At 57.3% G+C, this 18,982-nt stretch carries 13 protein-coding genes and 1 other annotated feature; of the genes, 8 read left to right on the top strand and 5 right to left on the bottom strand.

Features of this window, described 5'->3' with window-relative positions:
* Window positions 1-128: 128 nt before the first annotated feature.
* Both ppx and NHF56_RS09640 read left to right on the top strand, forming a co-directional pair.
* Complete coding sequence (ppx, locus tag NHF56_RS09645) at window positions 129-1,655, top strand: exopolyphosphatase (RefSeq protein WP_252803776.1); 1,527 nt, start codon at window positions 129-131, stop codon at window positions 1,653-1,655.
* A gap of 69 nt (window positions 1,656-1,724) precedes the next feature.
* Window positions 1,725-2,297 (top strand): hypothetical protein, encoded by a 573-nt coding sequence (locus NHF56_RS09640; protein ID WP_252803773.1) that lies wholly within the window; start codon window positions 1,725-1,727, stop codon window positions 2,295-2,297.
* A 16-nt stretch (window positions 2,298-2,313) separates the two neighbouring features.
* Here the strand turns inward: NHF56_RS09640 and rnd are convergent, their stop codons facing one another.
* Window positions 2,314-3,459, bottom strand: a complete 1,146-nt coding sequence (gene rnd / locus NHF56_RS09635) for a ribonuclease D (protein WP_252803771.1) — start codon at window positions 3,457-3,459, stop codon at window positions 2,314-2,316.
* 135 nt (window positions 3,460-3,594) lie between these two features.
* Window positions 3,595-4,986 (bottom strand): multicopper oxidase family protein, encoded by a 1,392-nt coding sequence (locus NHF56_RS09630; protein ID WP_252803770.1) that lies wholly within the window; start codon window positions 4,984-4,986, stop codon window positions 3,595-3,597.
* A 255-nt stretch (window positions 4,987-5,241) separates the two neighbouring features.
* Here NHF56_RS09630 and aspS point away from each other — a divergent pair, with 255 nt between their 5' ends.
* The 5 genes from aspS to NHF56_RS09605 all read left to right on the top strand — a co-directional run bounded on the left by aspS (window position 5,242) and on the right by NHF56_RS09605 (window position 12,314).
* On the top strand, window positions 5,242-7,029 hold the full coding sequence (gene aspS / locus NHF56_RS09625; protein ID WP_252803768.1) for an aspartate--tRNA ligase: 1,788 nt from the start codon (window positions 5,242-5,244) through the stop codon (window positions 7,027-7,029).
* A gap of 229 nt (window positions 7,030-7,258) precedes the next feature.
* Window positions 7,259-9,211: a methyl-accepting chemotaxis protein gene (locus NHF56_RS09620; RefSeq protein ID WP_252803766.1), complete on the top strand. Its 1,953-nt coding sequence runs from the start codon at window positions 7,259-7,261 to the stop codon at window positions 9,209-9,211.
* Window positions 9,212-9,462: 251 nt separating this feature from the next.
* Window positions 9,463-10,071, top strand: a complete 609-nt coding sequence (locus NHF56_RS09615) for a hypothetical protein (protein ID WP_252803764.1) — start codon at window positions 9,463-9,465, stop codon at window positions 10,069-10,071.
* Between the two features lie 162 nt (window positions 10,072-10,233).
* Window positions 10,234-10,291, top strand: a sequence feature (sul1 is cis-regulatory element that is thought to sense ions involved in sulfur or methionine metabolism; They are found in Alphaproteobacteria).
* A gap of 68 nt (window positions 10,292-10,359) precedes the next feature.
* Complete coding sequence (locus tag NHF56_RS09610) at window positions 10,360-11,847, top strand: SulP family inorganic anion transporter (RefSeq protein ID WP_252803762.1); 1,488 nt, start codon at window positions 10,360-10,362, stop codon at window positions 11,845-11,847.
* Window positions 11,848-11,936: 89 nt separating this feature from the next.
* On the top strand, window positions 11,937-12,314 hold the full coding sequence (locus tag NHF56_RS09605; protein WP_252803760.1) for a VOC family protein: 378 nt from the start codon (window positions 11,937-11,939) through the stop codon (window positions 12,312-12,314).
* 5 nt (window positions 12,315-12,319) lie between these two features.
* On the opposite strand, the gene NHF56_RS09600 is transcribed toward NHF56_RS09605, so the two are convergent.
* Window positions 12,320-13,522, bottom strand: a complete 1,203-nt coding sequence (locus tag NHF56_RS09600; RefSeq protein WP_252803758.1) for a hypothetical protein — start codon at window positions 13,520-13,522, stop codon at window positions 12,320-12,322.
* A gap of 271 nt (window positions 13,523-13,793) precedes the next feature.
* On the opposite strand from NHF56_RS09600, the gene parC reads away from it, so the two are divergent.
* Entirely contained in the window at window positions 13,794-16,046 is a 2,253-nt protein-coding gene (parC, locus tag NHF56_RS09595; RefSeq protein WP_252803756.1) for a DNA topoisomerase IV subunit A, read from the top strand.
* A 48-nt stretch (window positions 16,047-16,094) separates the two neighbouring features.
* Here parC and NHF56_RS09590 read toward each other — a convergent pair whose 3' ends face one another.
* Window positions 16,095-16,853: an arginyltransferase gene (locus NHF56_RS09590; RefSeq protein WP_252803755.1), complete on the bottom strand. Its 759-nt coding sequence runs from the start codon at window positions 16,851-16,853 to the stop codon at window positions 16,095-16,097.
* Between the two features lie 40 nt (window positions 16,854-16,893).
* Window positions 16,894-18,711 carry an SLC13 family permease gene (locus tag NHF56_RS09585; RefSeq protein WP_252803754.1) on the bottom strand — a complete coding sequence of 606 codons (1,818 nt, stop codon included), beginning with the start codon at window positions 18,709-18,711 and terminating at the stop codon, window positions 16,894-16,896.
* Window positions 18,712-18,982: the final 271 nt, after the last annotated feature.

The raw sequence follows: 18,982 nt of genomic DNA, 5'->3' as shown, positions 1-18,982 counted from the left end.
TTAACCCACCAAATCTGTTGAATATTGTGGCTTGTGAGGGCAATGCCCCGCGATGACTTGCATTCGCCGCCATCATCTGAATAGTCAGACGCTAGGCAGAGAAAAACAGGGAAAGTTGTTTCACCCTTATGATTGATCCAGAAGCACAGGGGCGCCTTCCAGGCATTGCCCCGGTTTCCATTGTCGATATCGGCTCAAACTCGATTCGTCTTGTCGTGTATGAAGGTTCCAGCCGCACACCCGCCGTTCTCTTCAACGAAAAGGTCCTGTGTGGGCTGGGCAAGGGACTTGCGGCCTCGGGCCGCCTGAACCCGGAGGGCGTGGAACTGGCGCTGAAATCACTGCGCCGTTTTCGTGCGTTGTCCGAGCAGGCCCGCGCCCGCAATATGTGGGTGCTGGCAACCGCCGCCGCGCGCGAGGCCGCCAATGGCTCGAAGTTCATTGAAGAAGCCGAAGACATTCTCGGTTGCCACGTTCGCATCCTGACCGGCGAGGAAGAGGCCATTTATTCCGCCCTCGGCATTATCTCCGGCTTTTACGAGCCGGACGGCATCGTCGGCGATCTGGGCGGTGGTTCGCTGGAGCTGATTGATGTAAAGGGCAGGCGCTACGGCAAAGGCATCACCCTGCCGCTGGGTGGTCTGCGCCTCGCGGACATGTCCGGGAACGACCTTGACAAGGCCCGTGACATTGCCCGCAAACTGGTCAAGGAGCAGGACTGGTTGAAGGACGGAAAGGACCGCACCTTTTACGCTGTCGGCGGCACCTGGCGCGCGCTCGCAAAGCTGCATATGGAGCTTGTCAGCTATCCGCTTCACCTGATGCAGGGTTACGAGCTTTCCTATGACGAGATCATGAAGCTCCTTGATCAGCTCGGGAAGGGCAGTGGGGTGCCGGAGAAAGCTTGGCAGACCATTTCGAAGAACCGCCGCGCACTGTTGCCCTTTGGCGCGATTGCGATGGCCGAAACCTTGAAGGCGATGAAACCGGCGAAGGTTGCCTTTTCCGTTCAGGGCGTGCGCGAAGGCTATCTTTATTCCATGCTTGCGCGCGAAGAGCAGTGCAAGGACCCGTTGCTCAATGCTGCAGAAGAGTTTGCCATATTGCGCGCCCGCTCGCCCGAACATGCCCGTGAACTGGCCGCCTGGACAGGCCGCGTCATGCCTCTCTTCGGTGTCGAGGAGACAGAAGAAGAGTCCCGCTACCGGCAGGCTGCCTGTTTTCTGGCGGATGTGAGTTGGCGCTCGCATCCTGATTACCGCGGGCTACATTCGCTCAATATCATTGCTCAGAGCGCGCTTTCAGGCGTATCGCATCCGGGACGCGTGTTCATCGCGCTTGCAAATTATTACCGTTTCGAAGGCGTGAAGGACGATGGTTCCACCAAGGATTTGGCTGGCATTGCCACGCCGCGCCTGTTGGAACTTGCTCGTCTGCTCGGCGGCCTGATGCGTGTTGCCTATCAGTTTTCTGCCGCCATGCCTGGCGTGGTGGAAAAACTGGAATTCACGGCACCCTTGGAAGGCGAGGGGAAAAACGATCTCGATCTGGTCGTTCCCCCCGAATTGCGTAATTTTGCCGGAGCCCGCGTGGAAAACCGGCTTCAGCAATTGGCAAAGCTGACGGGCAAGAAACTCGGCTTCCGCTTTGAATAGGCGCGGCCCAAAACGGAATCCGTTTCAACCGGTTAGCAGCGCAACCTGAATCGAACTTCGAAGGTGTTCATGCAAACTGCAAGCAAAAATCCGCGCGTGTGGCCGGAGCTGAAAGCCGATTGCAGCCGCTGCACCGGGCTTTGCTGCGTCGCTTATCCGTTTATCGATGCAGGCAAATTCGGCTATAACAAACCTGCAAACGAACGCTGTCGGCACTTGGGCCCGGACTGTCGATGCTCCATCCACGGTGAGCGCGCCGAGATGGGCTTCAAAGGCTGCATCACATTCGATTGCAATGGTGCCGGCCAGCGCGTTGCCAACGAGATCTTCCAGAGTGTCGACTGGCGTCATGATGCTGTTGCTGCGACAGAGATTCTGGATGCCTTTCGCGCGCTGACGCATGTTCATGCTGCGCTCTCACAACTCAAGCTGCTTGAAAACCTGCCCTTTACCGACGAACAGGCTGACCGTTTCTTCTCGCTCTTTGCCTGGCTGGAGCCGGTTTCCGGCTGGACGGAAAAATCGCTGGAGAGCTTTCCGGCAATCGAGGCCGAACGGGCCGTTCAGGATTTTGCCGCCTCTATGAAAGGCACCGAAGCCGGGCGCGCACTGGCCGAAAGGCTTTCCGGATCGTCTCGCTGAAGCTAGGGTCAGGACCCTAAAGCTCCACAGCCTCAATCTTGCGATCGATAAACCGCAGCGCTACGCCGCCATCCAGAAGCTTCAAGGCGAGATCGCCGAACAGTTCGCGCCGCCAGCCGTGCAGGGCGGGAACGTCTGCCTCTTCGCCTTCCGCTGCGATGCGGTCAAGGTCGTCGCTGCTGGCAATCACCTTGGGCGCAACGCCGTGTTTTTCGCAAACACGCTTTAGAAGCACCTTCAACAGTTCAGCCGCAGAGGCCGCACCTTCCGGCGAGTGGCGCTGTTTTGGCAGCCTCGGAAGCTCTTCCTTTGGAAGGGCCAAGGCAGCATCGATGGCCGCCATCAACCCCTGCGCTTGGGCGGAGCGTTCCCAGCCGCGCGGAATCGTGCGCAATTTGCCCAGCGCTTCAGCGTCCTTTGGCTGCTGCTGCGCGATCTCGAAAATAGCGTCATCCTTGAGAATGCGGCCGCGCGGCTGGTTGCGCTCGCGCGCTTCGCGCTCGCGCCATGCTGCAACCTGCTGCAGAATTGCAAACTCGATCGGCTTGCGCACTCTGAGCTTCATGCGCTGCCATGCATCATCGGGATGCATGTCGTAGGTCTCAGGCGACTCGAGAATTTTCATCTCGTCGGCCAGCCAGTGCGAACGGCCCTCGCGCTCCAGTTCTTCCTTCAAGGCGAGATAAACGTCGCGCAAATGGGTGACATCGGCAATGGCGTAGTCAAGTTGCTTGTCCGAAAGCGGACGTCTGCGCCAGTCTGTGAAGCGCGACGTCTTGTCGATCTGCACACCCTTGATCTTCTGAACCAGCTGATCATAGGAAACGGAATCGCCAAAGCCGCACACCATGGCGGCGACCTGCGTGTCGAAAAGCGGGTGGGGAATGACTTTGCCAAGATTGTAGATGATTTCCAGATCCTGGCGCGCGGCATGGAAAACCTTGATGATATTCGCATCCGCCATAAGCGCAAAGAAGGGGGCAAGGTCGATGCCCTTGGCCAACGGATCAACAATATACTCGCCTTCAGGCCCGGCAACCTGAATGAGGCAGAGCTCCGGCCAGAAGGTCGTCTCACGGATGAATTCCGTATCGACGGTCACGAAATCGGATTTTGCGAGTTGGTCGCAGGCTTTAGCGAGGTCGGCAGTGGTTGTGATCATCAAGACAGTACGGACAGGTACGCTCCGCCAAACGCGAAGCTTGTTTTAAACACAGTTTTACCTGTCTTTCGCCCTTTGATGAGTCAAGTCAAGCCTTCTGCTCCTTTTCGCGCTGCTTGGTCAGGCGAATATTGACTAGACGACACGGAAAAATCCGGTCAATCCGGTCTTTTGATGCTCAATAATATGGCAATGGAAAACCCAGTCGCCGGGATTGTCCGCCTTCAGCGCCAGCTGCACCACTTCGTCCGGCTGCACCACATAGGTATCCGTGTAGATCGGCATCACCTCATGGTCCGTTGATTGCAGAACCTTGAACGAAAGCCCGTGCAGATGCATCGGGTGGGGGTGCGGCGTGCGGTTCGCCATTTCCAGAATATAGGATTTGCCCATCTTCAGCTCAAACAGCGGATCATGCGGATCAGGCGAATCGCCCGACCACGGCACTTTGTTGATCGCCCAGAAATTGTAACCGAGCGAGCCGCAGAAGCTTTCCTTCACAGGAGCGCCTTCCGCCGTTGCTGAAAGCTCGATTTTCAAGAGTTCGGCATTCTTGATATCCGGCACGCCGAGCTGGTTTGGCGGCAAAGCCTTGACTTCCCTGAGGTCGCGGTTGAGCGAGGTGCCGACAGACCGCAGCGCGGCAATCGTGTAAGATGGCGTGGAGCGGTAGTTCACAAGCCGCACCGTCTCGCCTTCAATATCAGGGACGCGCACGATCAGATCGAGCCGCTGACCCGGCCCCACTTCGAGATGATCGAGCGGGAAAGGGGTAGGGACCGGATTGGCATCGATCGCCACGACGGTTGCGTCAGCCCCCTCAAGGCCAAGGCGGTAGATGCGCGTGACATCCGTCACCGCAATGCGCACCCGCACAAGCCCGCCGGCCGGAACGTCATAACTCGGCTCAACTGCCCAGTTGGCCGTGCGTACCGTGCCGTACGTGCCCGAGCGCGCCGCGCTGCGCGGCTTGAACTGATCGATGAACTGACCGTCGCCACCCAAACGCCAATCACGCAGGTTCAGGGTGATTTCGCGGTCGAACTTGGGATCATCCGGATTTTCGACGATGAAAAGACCTGCAAGACCGTGCCCCATCTGGGCGAGCGTATTGCAATGCGGGTGATACCAGAACGTGCCGGCATCGGGCGGCGTGAACGAATAGTCGAACGTGTCGCCCTCATAGACGTAAGGCTGGGTGAGGAAAGGCACGCCATCCATGGCATTGTCGATTCTCAGGCCATGCCAGTGAATGGTCGTCGGCTCATTCAGGCTGTTGAGAAGCTTGGTTGAAAAAGGCATGCCCTTCTGAACGCGGATCACCGGTGGGCGAGGGCCGTCATTCCAGGTCATGATTCCCTTGGTTTCGGATTTGCCGTCGATGATGGCTGTCGTCTCGCGCGCCTCCAACAGCATCGGCATGGCTGCATCGGCCTGCTTCCACAATCCGGCGACGCCTAGCCCGGCCCCATAGGCTGCTGCCACACCACCGGCTTTCAGCATGTTCCGCCGCGTCATCAAAACCATTTTTCAATCCCCATGCAAAAGTCGCCTGCATTATAGAAGCGTAAAACTTGACCTCAACAGTCATATACAAGTTTGCTGTGCACCAAATCGCCGCAGCATTGTTTGCACCCGGTCAAAAAGAGATGCGGCGATTGGCGATTTAGACCGCGAGCCTTGACAAATTGTGAGCGCCATGCGTTTGTCCGGCGCGACTTTGCGGGCTGTCGCGCCGTACCGGCTGCCGGCCCCGCCAACTACGAATTCCAGGATAATAAAATGCATCGTTACCGCAGCCATACCTGTGACGCTCTCCGCAAGGCCGACGTCGGTTCCACCGTACGCATTTCGGGCTGGGTGCATCGCGTCCGCGACCATGGTGGTGTTCTCTTTATCGATCTGCGCGACCACTATGGCATGACGCAGGTTGTTGCCGATCCCGATTCGCCCGCATTCAAGGCGGCTGAAACCGTTCGAGGTGAGTGGGTAATCCGTGTTGACGGCAAGGTTAAGGCACGTTCGCCCGAAACCATCAACGCCAAGATGCCGACCGGCGAGATCGAGCTTTATGCGGAAGAAATCGAAGTCCTGTCGGCTGCGAGGGAACTGCCGCTGCCGGTCTTCGGTGAGCCGGATTATCCCGAAGATATCCGTCTGAAATACCGCTTCCTCGATCTGCGCCGCGAGACGCTGCACGCCAATATCGTCAAGCGCACCAAGATCATCACCGAAATGCGCAACCAGATGGCCAATGCCGGTTTCGGCGAATATACAACGCCAATCCTGACGGCCTCTTCGCCGGAAGGCGCGCGTGACTTTCTGGTGCCAAGCCGTATTCACCCCGGCAAGTTCTTCGCCCTGCCGCAGGCCCCGCAGCAGTACAAGCAGCTGCTGATGGTGGCCGGTTTTGACCGCTATTTCCAGATCGCGCCCTGCTTCCGCGACGAAGACCCGCGTGCCGACCGCCTGCCGGGCGAATTCTACCAGCTCGACGTGGAAATGAGCTTCGTGACGCAGGAAGATGTCTGGGCCACGATGGAGCCGGTCATCAATTCGGTCTTCGAAAAGTTTGCTGACGGCAAGACTGTCACCAAAGAGTGGCCACGTATCCCTTACGATGAGGCGATCCGCAAATACGGCACCGACAAGCCCGACCTCAGAAACCCCATCGTCATGGACGATGTGAGCGAACATTTTGCCGGCTCCGGCTTCAAGATCTTCGCCCGCATGCTGGAAGATGAAAAGAACCGCGTCTGGGCCATCCCTGCCAAGACCGGTGGCAGCCGTGCCTTCTGTGACCGCCTGAATTCCTGGGCGCAGCAGCAGGGCCAGCCGGGTCTGGGCTACATCTTCTGGCGCAAGGAAGGTGAGGTGCTGGAAGGCGCTGGACCGCTTGCCAAGAACATCGGCCCAGAGCGGACACAGGCCATTGCCGAACAGCTCGGTCTCGGCGATGGCGATGCCTGCTTCTTCGTGGCTGGCGATCCGGCAAAATTCTACAAGTTTGCAGGCGAAGCCCGCACCCGTGCCGGTGAGGAACTCAACCTGATCGACGAAAGCAAGTACGAGCTCTGCTGGATTGTCGACTTCCCGTTCTACGAATGGGATGAAGACAACAAGAAGGTCGAGTTCTCGCACAACCCATTCTCCATGCCCCAGGGTGGCCTGGAAGCGCTGCAAAACGAAGACCCGCTCACCATCAAGGCGTTCCAGTATGACGCTGTCTGCAACGGCTACGAAATCGCCTCGGGTTCCATCCGTAACCAGTCGCCGGAAACCATGGTCAAGGCTTTCGAAATCGTCGGGCTGTCCAAGCAGGACGTGGAAGACCGTTTCGGCGGCATGTACCGCGCATTCCAGTATGGCGCGCCTCCGCATGGCGGCTGTGCCTTCGGTATCGACCGCGTGGTCATGCTGCTCGTTGGTGCCAAGAACCTGCGTGAAATCACGCTTTTCCCGATGAACCAGCAGGCGCAGGACCTGATGATGAACGCCCCGGCACCGGCGTCCAATGCACAGTTGATGGAGCTGGAACTGCGGGTGATTCCAAAGAAGAAAGACGCCTGATAGATAGACTTGCACTTTCATCCGCGTAGTCGCAAAGCCCGGTGTGTTGCCGGGCTTTTTTGTTTCTTGCCTTCTGTTTAAACGATTTCAGATGAGAACTCTTCTTGGAGTTACTTGGGATCAGCGTGGATTTGACGCGGGCTGTAAAGGCAATCTTAACCATACATCAGCTTAATCGTGATCTTAGCTGCGGCCTTTTTGATCCGGCCCAATAAGCGGAGAGACGGTAATGAATGGTTTTTTTGGTGCACGAATGAGCATCAGCACGAGGCTCCTGACAATCGGTCTGTCCGCTGTCGTCGGTATATGTTTGATATTGATCACGGCCTTTTTGGCCAATGTAAGTCTGACCGGTATCTTGAAACGAACGGTCGATATTCAGGCCGAGCGGGTCGCCGTTCAGAATATGCAAAAGGCCAATCTGGTGCTTGTTCTCGCCGCCATGGATTCGATCATCGATCGCGGCGAAGGGGCAATTAACCCTGAACGGCTTGGTATCATTGCAGACAGCGCCGCGACCTTGCGCGACAATGCCCAACTGGCAAAAGCACTGTCCGAGCGGCTAGGTGTTGCGGAACTGACTGAAGATCTCGAAAACCAGATCAATGCCGTGGTGCAGGCCATTCAGGTGGATTTGAAGGCTCTGATTGAAGCTGGTGCTGCCGAAGAGGAATTCGCCCGCATCGATGATGCCATCGACGGTGAAGGCGAAAAGATGAGCGCCAACCTTGAAAAACTGCACGATCTGGCGGTCGAAGAATCCGCAAGCGCATTGCAGAACGCCAAAGACGCCTCCAGTCAGTCGTTTCTGATGCAGCTTGGTCTCGGCGTGCTTGTTCTGACTGTTTGCGCCATCCTGATCTACATCCACGGCCAGTCCATCCGTAAGGCTGTGGTTGGCGTTCGAAACGCCATGGAAAAAATCGCTTCGGGCAACCTGCAGACGGCGGTTCCCTTTGTCGATCGCGGCGACGAGTTGGGTGAGATTGCCCGCACGACGGAAATTTTCCGCGATGCCGCGGAAGAGAAGGGCAGGCTCGAAAGTGAGGCCGAGGCCGCGCGCCGGCGCAGTGAGAGTGAAAAGGCGGTTCTCGACCAGGAAAAGGCTGCCTATCAGGATCAACTCGCCGAAGCAGTGCGTATGCTTGGCGACGGTTTGAACAAGCTTGCCAACGGTGATCTTGCCTTCTCGCTTGACGAACCGTTCCATGCGGATTTCGAAACGCTGCGGCAGGATATGAACAAGTCGGTCAAAAAGCTCGCGGAAACGATGAGCATGATTTCGACGAGCATGCAGACCATGACCGGCAGCACCGAAGAGTTGACCTCGGGTACATCTGAGCTTGCCAAACGCACCGAAAGCCAGGCAGCCTCCGTGGAAGAAACCGCAGCGGCACTGGACCAGATTACGGCGACGGTGCGTACCTCGCAGGAACGGACGGAGGAAGCGCGTCGCATTGCCGGTGAGGCGAACAAGAGCACGGAACATTCCTCCGCCATCGTTTCCGATGCCGAACATGCAATGAGTCGCATCGAAAGCTCTTCGGAAAAGATTTCCAGCATCATTGGGGTGATCGAGGACATTGCCTTCCAGACCAACCTTCTGGCGCTCAATGCCGGTGTCGAGGCCGCGCGCGCGGGTGAAGCTGGAAAGGGCTTTGCCGTCGTTGCACAGGAGGTGCGTGAATTGGCGCAACGCTCCGGCACCGCGGCCAAGGAGATCAAGGATCTGATCGAGAATTCATCGCAAGAGGTCAATTCCGGCGTTCAACTGGTTCGCCAGGCCGGTGAGGCCCTTGTCACCATCGGAAGCCTCGTGCGTGATATCAACGCGCATATGGAAAACATTGCAACAGCTGCGAAAGAGCAGACTTCGGGACTTGCCGAGATCAATTCCGCGGTCAACTCCATCGACCAGAAGACGCAGGAAAATGCCGCAATGGTGGAGGAAACCTCTGCCGCGACCGCACTGATGGCAGAAGAAACCGAAAAGCTTCGCCAGATCGTTTATGCATTCAACCTGCCGGGCGCAAGCGCTCAGGCAACGATGCTGCGACAGGCGTCACGGGTAATGGCTGCGCCGACAAGCCCCAAAGCCTCCAGTTCCGCGGGGATGAAACCGGCACCGGTGAAAGTTGCGTCAGGCGGATCGTCTGCAAGCGATCAGTGGGAAGAATTCTGAGCCCCACGATCAGGATGATTGAAAACGGCCGGCGGAGCACTCCGGCCGGCCGTTTTCGTTTGGCATTTGCAAAGCTTACCAAGAATTAATCCCAAATGCCCAGAACTGCGTCCGTCTGCCGCATCGGCGGCCCTAATATGGGCGAATGGCGGGCATCACATGATCACTGTCAGATCAATGAAAGACGGTTGCCGTCGCTTGGAGGTTCCAGGCACGGCAGGCCGCCGGTCAAAATGGAAAAGGAGATTGATATGCCTAAGCTTCGCAATTTTCTGATGATCGGTGCAGCAGTGACAGCTGTCGCTGCAGTGGTTACCGGCCCGGCGCTGGCACGCGCCATTGAATATCACGAAATGAACGTACAGGCCCCGGATGGCGAGATCGCCCATGTGCGCTATGCCGGCAATACGCCGCCCAAAGTAAGCTTCGACGCCGGGCCCGTTGCAGACGATGCGGCAAGCCCCTTCGATGTGGTGCCTTTTGCGGAGGTCGAACGGATTTCGCAGGCCCTTGACCGGCAGGCCGCAGCGCTGTTGACGGCGGCAGTCGTACCTCCGATCTTCACCATCCAGTCGCCCGGCGCTGTTGAAGCCCAACTTGCAAAGATGCCCAAGGGCGCGGAAGGTTATTCCTTCGTATCCGTGACCTCGGGCGGAAAGACATGCACGGAGAGGATGAGCTATGGTTACGACGGCCATGGCAAGCCGGTGGTGCAAAAGGCCTCTGCGGGTGATTGCGGTGCGCAGGGGCAAACCGCAACGACGGACGGCGCGGCCAAGTCGCCGCTCAAGGTCAGCGCGAAGCCATCGCTGACCCAGACGCTTAAACAGGACTGGAAGAAGATCGAAACCTCGATCTGAAGCGGCGAGCCGCTTCTCAGGCCATAATGCCGGTTGCGTATTGTCAATGACACCCGGCCATGAAGATTGAAGCTCACAGCGCCCGATGACGGCAAAATCGGGCGCTGAGGGGCTTTTTTTGTTGCGTTGCAATATAAAATCTTACTATAGAAGCCGCATCCACAAGGACCCGGGTGAGATTCCCGGGTGGCTCTTCTGGCCGCCGATCCGCCAGATAACCGACAGATATCAACGAATTTTGCACACCGCGTCCAACGGTTGATGTCGCAATTTGCTGTTTTTTTGCCGATGAATTCTTTGACCAAATACAAGAACGAATGGTTCTCCAATATCCGCGCCGATGTGCTTTCAGGCATTGTTGTTGCGCTCGCCCTCATTCCTGAAGCGATCGGGTTTTCCGTCATCGCCGGTGTTGATCCCAAAATCGGGCTTTTCGCCTCTTTCGCCATTGCCTGCACCTCTGCCTTTTTCGGTGGACGTCCCGGCATGATTTCCGCCGCAACCGCAGCCACCGCCGTTCTCATGGGATCGCTCGTGAAGGAACACGGGCTTGAATATCTCATTGCCGCCACGATCCTCATGGGGCTTATCCAGCTGGTGGCCGGTGCTATCGGTCTTGGCCGCCTGATGAAGTTTGTTTCGCGCTCGGTGATTACCGGCTTTGTGAACGCGCTGGCGATCCTGATTTTCATGGCCCAGCTGCCCGAATTGATTGGCGATGGCATTCCGATGATCACCTATCCGATGATCGCGCTCGGCCTTGCCATCATCTTCATCCTGCCGCGCTTCACCACGATCATCCCGTCGCCGCTGGTGGCCATTGCCGTCATTACCGCAATTGCCTATTTCGGCGGCGGCTTCGATCTTCGCACGGTCGGCGATCTCGGCGAACTGCCATCGACACTGCCGGTGTTTGCGTTCCCGGATGTGCCGTGGACTTTCGAGACGCTGGAAATCATCTTCCCCTATTCCGTGGCGCTCGCAGCCGTGGGGCTTCTGGAATCCCTGCTCACCGCGCAAATCGTTGACGATATGACGGACACCCCGAGCGACAAGAACCGTGAATGCTACGGCCAGGGCTCGAGCAACATCGTTTCGGCGCTGATTGGCGGCATGGGCGGTTGCGCCATGATCGGCCAGTCGGTGATCAATGTGCGCTCTGGGGGCAGGGGACGCCTTTCCACATTTGTGGCCGGCGCGTTTCTGCTCTTCCTCATTCTGGTGCTCGACGATCTGGTGCGCATCATTCCGATGGCCGCGCTCGTGGCGATAATGATCATGGTGTCGATCGGCACGTTCTCATGGCGTTCAATCACAGACCTGCGCAAGAACCCGTGGCAGTCCTCGGTCGTCATGCTGGCGACAGTGGTCACTGTGGTCGCAACGCACGACCTCGCCAAGGGCGTTCTCGTGGGGGTTCTGCTCTCCGGCGTGTTCTTCGCCTCCAAGGTCTCCCGCCTCTTTCATGTTCAGTCCGAACTGGATGAGACGAAGCGCCAGCGCACCTACACGATTGTCGGTGAAGTGTTCTTCGCATCCAGCGAATATTTCATCTCCGCCTTTGATTTCCAGGAGCAGGTGGAAAAGGTCGTCATCGACGTTTCCCATTCCCATTTCTGGGATATTTCCGGCGTGGGCGCGCTTGATAAGGTGGTCTTGAAGTTCCGCAGGCGTGGAACAGATGTCGAACTGATCGGTGTCAGTGAGGCGAGCGCCCATATGCTCGACCGCTTTGCCGAACACGACAAGGAAGGTGCAGCCATTCCCGCGCATTAGACCATTGCAACGAAGAAGGCGGGCGTAATGCTCGCCTTTTTTTGTTGGCTCGGACAAGCTATCATTGAAAGCCAGCGGGAGGATCGAAGATGAGTGACTGGAAGCCTGAGGGCTATAATTCCGTAAGTGCCTATCTGATGTGCGACGATCCGGATGCGGTCATTGCACTCTTGCACGCTGTGTTCGCTGCGCCGGTGCTGCGGCGTTATGAACGGCCGGATGGCTCACTCATGCATGCGGAAATACGCATTGATGATACCGTCGTCATGATCGCCCAAGGCGGTCCTGAATGGAGCTACAAGGCGCATCTGCACGTCTATGTCAGCGACGTTGATGCCGTTTATCGCAAGGCGCTGGACCATGGCGCGGTGGCTGTTCAGGCACCGGAACGAAAAAGCCCCGACGACGACCGTCGCGGGGGCTTTCGCGATATGTGTGGCAACACCTGGTGGATCGCCACGCAATAGACGTTTCACTCACCGGCCTGTTCGTTTGCTATGACGGTCACGCCGAGGACGTTGGGGAGCGTTCGCGGTGCGGCCAAGGCAGCCCCCATGATCATCGGCCCGGAGACGGGCTGCGCCGGTACCGCCTTGATCTCGAGGCTTTGCGGATCGTCGAGAAACGTGTTCAGCGCCGTACTGATCTGTGCCTGCAGCTCCGGCATGTTCAAGCGAGCGAGCATTCCCGGCGCGACTCCACTCACAATTTGCGCCATCTGCTCGCCACTGACACCCTGCTGCTTGCCGAAATAATCCAGCAGCCGACCGGTAATTGAGGCATCTTCGAAGCGGATGGATGCATTGTTGAAAGACAATTGCTGCACCAGTCCCAACATCGTCACACCAAAGGCATCGCTGGCGGCTTTCTTATCCGGGTTGGCGGCCATGGCGGCCTGCGCTTCCTGGATGGCCTTGGCGAATTGCAGCGTATAGCCGGAAAAGCTCAGCTTGACGTTCAGTTTGCCGATGTCGTTCATGTCGAATGCATATTCACTGATATCGATTTTACCGGTCGCGGTTTCCCAGGCGCCCTTGAGCGTCACATCGCCTGAGACCTGTTGCAGACCGAGCTCATCGACCACCGCCTGGCTTTTCACCGAGGGCATGTCGGTGAGGTCAAGTTCAACCCCATCGATGTGCCCATCCATGCTCATGCTCGCCTTGTCCTCGGCAGTGTCCAGGTTGATGGCAATGGAGGAGACGGAAGCAAGGTGTTTTCCAGCCTTTTCCACTCTGACCGGGCCCGTCTTGAAGCTATCGTAGAACAGCAATGTATCGAGTGATTCCATGCCCGCATTTGCTGGTACCTGCAGCCCGTCGATTTCGATACCCTTTGCCGTGACGTGAATATCGTTTTCATTCAAATCGACATCGCCGAAACGAACGGTCTTTACGGAATAGCCGCCATTGTCCTCTTCGACGCCCTCGAAGACGACTTGGCCAAGCGGCAGTTTGCTGTTGGCCTCGCCGCCCTGGTTCAGAACGACACCGTTCGCCGTCACCGTATCGCCATCGACAACGGTCTCTTCGGCGGTAAAGGTGCCGCCCTGCGCTGCAAAGGTTGCCCCGATTTTGGCCATCAGGTCATCGCCATCAAGCGCGAAGGCCGGGCTCGCAAGAATAACGACCAGCGCCGTGGCGCTCGGCAGGCGGAGTGTTTTCGTAAATCGCATAAATATCCCTCTTGGTTTGGGCAACATTACAGGAGCATCGGCTGTGATGTAAGCCATAGCGTCTTATCCAAGGCCGGTGTCTACCCGGCATCGATTCTCCTGGCTGTTTCCCCGGAAACACGGTGCAACCTAACTGGGATAGGAGTTGGAGTTTTCTGTGACATGGAACAAGGTGGCAAAAAGACCTGAACCTGTATGCTGAACCCCTTAATCCACAGGGCATTGCGCCGCACTGATTGTGCAGAATCGGCTTTTTTTGTAACCAGAGCGCATGGGACAGAGCCTTTTGCCGCCGGATGGCGGAGACGACAAGATTGAACCGGTGGACCTCAAGGCGGCGCTTGAAGAGCGCTACCTTGCCTATGCGCTGTCCACCATCATGCACAGAGCGCTGCCGGATGTGCGCGACGGGCTGAAGCCTGTTCATCGCCGCATCGTCCATGCCATGCGCGTGCTGCATCTCGATCCCGGTCAGGCCTACAAAAAATGCGCCCGTATCGTGGGCGACGTCATGGGTAAATTCCACCCCCATGGCGATGCCTCGATCTATGATGCACTGGTGCGCCTCAGCCAGGAATTTGCGATCCGCTATCCGCTGGTTGACGGGCAGGGCAACTTCGGCAATATCGACGGTGATAGCGCTGCTGCCATGCGTTACACCGAAGCGCGCATGACCGATGTTGCAGCCCTCCTTCTGGAAGGTATCAATCAGGATGCGGTTGATTTCCGTCCCACCTATAACGAGGAAGATCAGGAACCGGTCGTGCTACCGGGTGCCTTTCCGAACCTTCTGGCCAACGGCTCCTCGGGCATTGCCGTGGGCATGGCAACCTCCATCCCGCCGCACAATGCGCACGAGCTTTGCGATGCCGCACTGCATCTGATCAAACATCCCAACGCGAGTGTGGAAAAGCTGGTCGACTTCGTTCAGGGTCCGGATTTTCCAACCGGCGGCATCATTGTTGAAAGCCGCGCATCGATTATCGAGTCCTACCGGACGGGCAGGGGCGGTTTCCGCGTTCGCGCCAAATGGGAGACCGAAGATTTGGGTCGTGGCGGCTACCAGATCGTCATCACGGAAATTCCCTATCTGGTGCAGAAGTCCCGCCTGGTGGAAAAGATTGCCGAGCTTCTGATTGCCCGCAAACTTCCGCTTCTGGAAGATGTACGCGACGAATCTGCTGAAGACATCCGCCTCGTGCTGGTGCCGAAGAACCGCACAGTCGATCCGACGCTGTTGATGGAATCGCTTTTCAAGCTCTCCGAGCTGGAAAGCCGCATCTCGCTCAACATGAACGTCTTGAGCATGGGCAAGGTGCCGAAGGTGATGGCGCTGAACGAGGTGCTGCGCGAATGGCTCGACCACCGCCGCGACGTGCTGATCCGCCGATCGAAACATCGCCTCGCAGCCATTGAGCGCCGACTTGAAATTCTCGGTGGCTTGCTGATTGCCTACCTCAATATCGACGAGGTGATCCGCATCATTCGCCATGAGGATGAGCCCAAGCAGGTTTTGATTGCGCGCTTCACGCTCACCGACCTGCAGGCCGAATCCATCCTCAACATGCGCTTGCGCAATTTGGCGAAGCTCGAAGAATTCGAGATCAAAACGGAATTCGACAAGCTGTCGGAAGAAAAGGCTTCCATCGAAGCGCTTTTGGCATCCGAGGATAAACAGTGGAACACGGTTGCCTGGGAAATCGGCGAGGTGAAGAAGAAGTTCGCCAAGGCCACCGAGATCGGCCGCCGCCGCACGCAGTTTGCCGAAGCTGTCGAAGTTGACCTGGAAGCCATCCAGACCGCGATGATCGAGAAAGAACCGGTCACCGTAGTGATTTCCGAGAAGGGCTGGATTCGCGCGCTCAAGGGCCATATGAGCGACACGTCGAACCTGCAGTTCAAGGAAGGCGATGCGCTGAAGGTTGCGTTCCCGGCGCAGACGACCGACAAGATCCTCATGGTCACGACGGGCGGCAAGGCCTATACGCTGGGTGCCGACAAGCTGCCCGGTGGCCGCGGCCATGGCGAGCCGTTGCGCATCATGGTGGATATGGAAAATGATCAGGATGTGCTGACCGCCTTTGTGCATGATCCAGCACGCAAGCTGATCCTTGCCTCCTATGTCGGCAATGGTTTCATGGTTGCCGAAAGCGACATGATCGCCAACACCCGCAAGGGCAAGCAGGTGATGAATGTCTCACATCCCGATGAAGCCAAGTTTGTCATCCCCGTAGAGGGCGATCATGTGGCTGTCATCGGAGAGAACCGCAAGATGCTGGTCTTCCCCATTGAGCAGCTGCCGGAAATGACACGCGGCAAGGGCGTTCGCCTGCAGCGCTACAAGGACGGCGGTATTTCCGATATCAAGACCTTCAAGATGGATGAGGGCCTTTCCTGGGGCGACAGCGCCGGCCGCAGCTTTACCCGCTCGCGTGAAGAGCTGATCGAGTGGATCGGCGACCGGGCTCAGACCGGGCGCGCCGTACCCAAGGGCTTTCCGCGTTCAGGCAAGTTTTCCGGCTGAGAAAAAATGATCGTCTGACAAAACGGCGGCCTGTGCGGGCCGCCTTTTTCACGTCGTTTCGCCCTCGTAGCGCGTCCAGCCTTCGTTCAGCAGATGCTCCTGGGGCAGATAGCGGGTCTTGTATTCCATCTTGCGCGACCCTTTCACCCAGTAGCCAAGATAGACATGGGGCAGGCCCTGTTCCTGGGCGCGGCGAATATGATCAAGGATCATATAGGCGCCGAATGAGCGTTTCTCCATGTCTGGCTCAAAGAACGAATAGACCATGGAAGACCCGTCGCTCATCATGTCGGTGAGCGCGACACCAACCAGTTGGCCCTCATGCCGCTCTGCCACGCCGTCGCCTTCCTGGCGGATGCGGTATTCGATGAGCCGCGTGTTCACATGCGTGTCCTCGACCATCATGGAAAAGTCGAGCGCGTTCATCTCCGCCATTCCGCCCTGTTGGTGGCGTGAATCGATATAGCGGCGAAACAGCGCAAATTGCTCGTTTGTCGGCTCGGCCTCAAGTATGCGCACGCTTATGTCGTCGTTTGCAGCCAAGACACGCCGCATGGACCGTGTCGGCTTGAACTCGCCAGCCAGAATACGAACCGAAACGCAGGCCTTGCAGCTCTCGCAGGCCGGACGATAGGCAATATTCTGCGAGCGTCGAAATCCGCCCTGTGTCAACAGGTCGTTGATTTCGGGTGCCTTTGGTCCGACCAGATGGGTGAAGACCTTTCGCTCCATCAGCGCGTCGAGATATGGGCACTTGGCCGGCGCGGTGAGATAGAATTGGGGCGAGAGGTTGGGCTGTGTGTTCATTCCTGCTTTCTAACCGGCGATGCTTGCGCGAAAATCATGCTTAAAAACCATAATACCATGGCGCAAGAATGGAAAAGGTCAACCACAAGATAATCACAAGTGGGAGTCCGGCTTTCAGAAAATCGGAAAAGCGGTAATGTCCCGGCCCCATCACCAGAAGGTTGGTCTGATAGCCGATGGGCGTGGCAAAGGAGCAGTTGGCTGCAAATATGACGGCCGCCGCAAAGGCTTCCGGCGGCGCGCCTGCGGTTTTGGCAATCTCCAGCGCGATCGGCATGAAGAGCGCCGCCACCGCATTGTTTGACAAAATATTCGTCATGATCGCCATGCACAGGAAGAGGAGCGACATCAGGAGCCACAACGGCCCGCCGGCAAGCGCGTCAACTGCGCTGTGGGCAATCAGTGCCGCGCCGCCGGTAATTTCCATCGCCATGGCGAGAGCAAATGACGAGCCGATCAGAAGATAGATCTGGCGATCAAACGCGCGGGTTGCCTGCTGAATGGTCAGGCAGCCGGTCGCAATCATTAGGCCCGCTCCGGCAATGGCGTTGACCACGATCGGCGTGATTTCAAAGGCCGAAAGCAACACAACACCGGCAAAAATGGCGGCAGCAAGATTGGCCTTGTCCTTTTGCGGAATAGGTTCAGCGGAATGTTCCAGGAGCAGAATGTCGTGATTGCCGCGCATGGACGCAATGTCTTCCATCGTGCCGCCGATCAGCAGGGTGTCACCCGCCTCAAGTCGGATTTCGGCCAGTGCGGTCCGAGCCATGCGGCTTTTGCGCTGCACGCCGAAAACGGCAACGTTGAACTGCGGCTGCAGGCCCGAAAGCTGAATGGTGCGCCCGGCAAAGCGTGAACCGGGCGCAATGACGGCTTCGACCAGGTGATAATGGGCGTTGGGCGCGATGCTGTCGCCATCCTCGTCGTTTTCGCTATGGGCATGGGCTTCACCCTTGGCGACCGCCGCCAGAAATGCCTTGCGGGTACCGGTGACAATCAGTTTGTCGCCGGTCTGCAATTCAATGTCGTCATAGGGCGGCAGGATGGGAATGTCGCGGCGCAGGATGAGACGCGGTGTCAGATCCTTGATATCGGGAAAGAGGCCCGCGCGGGCGCGCTTTCCGATAAAAGAGTGGCCGGGGGTAAGGATCACTTCGCCGACAAATTGCGAGCCTGCATTTGTGGCACTATCGGTAAAACCAGGCTCTTCCGGGCGGTTCAACAGGCGGGGCATGAAAAACAGAACGTAAATGCCGCCGACAACAGCCAGGACAACCCCCATGCCGGTGAAATCGAACATGCCGATTTTCAAGCCGCTTTGAGCAGCAATGCCGGCGGCAATCATGTTGGTCGAAGAACCGATGAGTGTTGTCATACCGCCGAGAATGGTGATGAAGGAAAGCGGCATGAAGATGCGGTAAGCGGGCATATTCGACTGCGCCGATATGACCGCAAGAATAGGTATGAAAATCACCACCACCGGCGTGTTGTTCAAGAAAGCGCTGGTGACCGCTGTGACGATCAAGATAATGAGAATGGGGCTTAACAAGCGGCCCCGGCCCATTTTCGAGATCAGGCGTACAGGGCCGTCCAGCGCATCGGTGGCAAACAGGCCCTGACCGACAATCACCAGCGCGATCACGGTTGCTAACGCCGAATTGCCAAATCCTGTGAGCAGCTTGCCGGCATCGAATTTTGTCCCGTCGGGAAGCGTGTAGGGCAATGCACCAAAGAGAAAAAGGACTGCAACGAGAGAGGCGATGGACACCGCCTCCACCTTGTAACGGTCTGTCGCGAATGCGAAAATCGTCACGGCAATGATTAAATATGTGGCGTAAAGATGAATGTCTGCCATGGGGTCCATTGGGACGTAAGCGTTGCTAAAGATTTTTGAAAGATGCTTTTGCTGCTGAAGATCTAATATCTTATTCAGCCTATGAGTAGCGGAAACCGCTTGTTTAGAAAAGCGCTGCTTTGCTCAAGTAGAAGACTTGGTTAAACGCCGTTTCTCCTCTCCTGCGATTTGAGCGTAAAGGTTTTCCAGTATTGATGTTGAGCTGTCCGCCGTCTCACAGCGGAAAGGGGATCACGGCAACGGCTGTTTTCACGAATCTGCGGCGGGTGCC

Origin of the sequence: Rhizobium sp. L1K21, from assembly GCF_024055895.1 — a bacterium.
Classification (GTDB): domain Bacteria; phylum Pseudomonadota; class Alphaproteobacteria; order Rhizobiales; family Rhizobiaceae; genus Ensifer_A.
The sequence above is the reverse complement of the archived record's forward strand: the minus strand, read 5'-3'. Positions and strand labels throughout refer to the sequence as shown.

Excerpts from the sequence above, each read along its gene's own strand:
- NHF56_RS09610 (WP_252803762.1), top strand. The coding sequence starts at position 10,360 with ATGAATTCTTTGACCAAATACAAGAACGAATGGTTCTCCAATATCCGC.
- aspS (WP_252803768.1), top strand. The coding sequence starts at position 5,242 with ATGCATCGTTACCGCAGCCATACCTGTGACGCTCTCCGCAAGGCCGAC.
- NHF56_RS09605 (WP_252803760.1), top strand. The coding sequence starts at position 11,937 with ATGAGTGACTGGAAGCCTGAGGGCTATAATTCCGTAAGTGCCTATCTG.
- parC (WP_252803756.1), top strand. The coding sequence starts at position 13,794 with ATGGGACAGAGCCTTTTGCCGCCGGATGGCGGAGACGACAAGATTGAA.
- NHF56_RS09640 (WP_252803773.1), top strand. The coding sequence starts at position 1,725 with ATGCAAACTGCAAGCAAAAATCCGCGCGTGTGGCCGGAGCTGAAAGCC.
- rnd (WP_252803771.1), bottom strand. The coding sequence starts at position 3,459 with ATGATCACAACCACTGCCGACCTCGCTAAAGCCTGCGACCAACTCGCA.
- NHF56_RS09620 (WP_252803766.1), top strand. The coding sequence starts at position 7,259 with ATGAATGGTTTTTTTGGTGCACGAATGAGCATCAGCACGAGGCTCCTG.
- NHF56_RS09585 (WP_252803754.1), bottom strand. The coding sequence starts at position 18,711 with ATGGCAGACATTCATCTTTACGCCACATATTTAATCATTGCCGTGACG.
- NHF56_RS09630 (WP_252803770.1), bottom strand. The coding sequence starts at position 4,986 with ATGGTTTTGATGACGCGGCGGAACATGCTGAAAGCCGGTGGTGTGGCA.
- NHF56_RS09615 (WP_252803764.1), top strand. The coding sequence starts at position 9,463 with ATGCCTAAGCTTCGCAATTTTCTGATGATCGGTGCAGCAGTGACAGCT.
- ppx (WP_252803776.1), top strand. The coding sequence starts at position 129 with ATGATTGATCCAGAAGCACAGGGGCGCCTTCCAGGCATTGCCCCGGTT.
- NHF56_RS09600 (WP_252803758.1), bottom strand. The coding sequence starts at position 13,522 with ATGCGATTTACGAAAACACTCCGCCTGCCGAGCGCCACGGCGCTGGTC.
- NHF56_RS09590 (WP_252803755.1), bottom strand. The coding sequence starts at position 16,853 with ATGAACACACAGCCCAACCTCTCGCCCCAATTCTATCTCACCGCGCCG.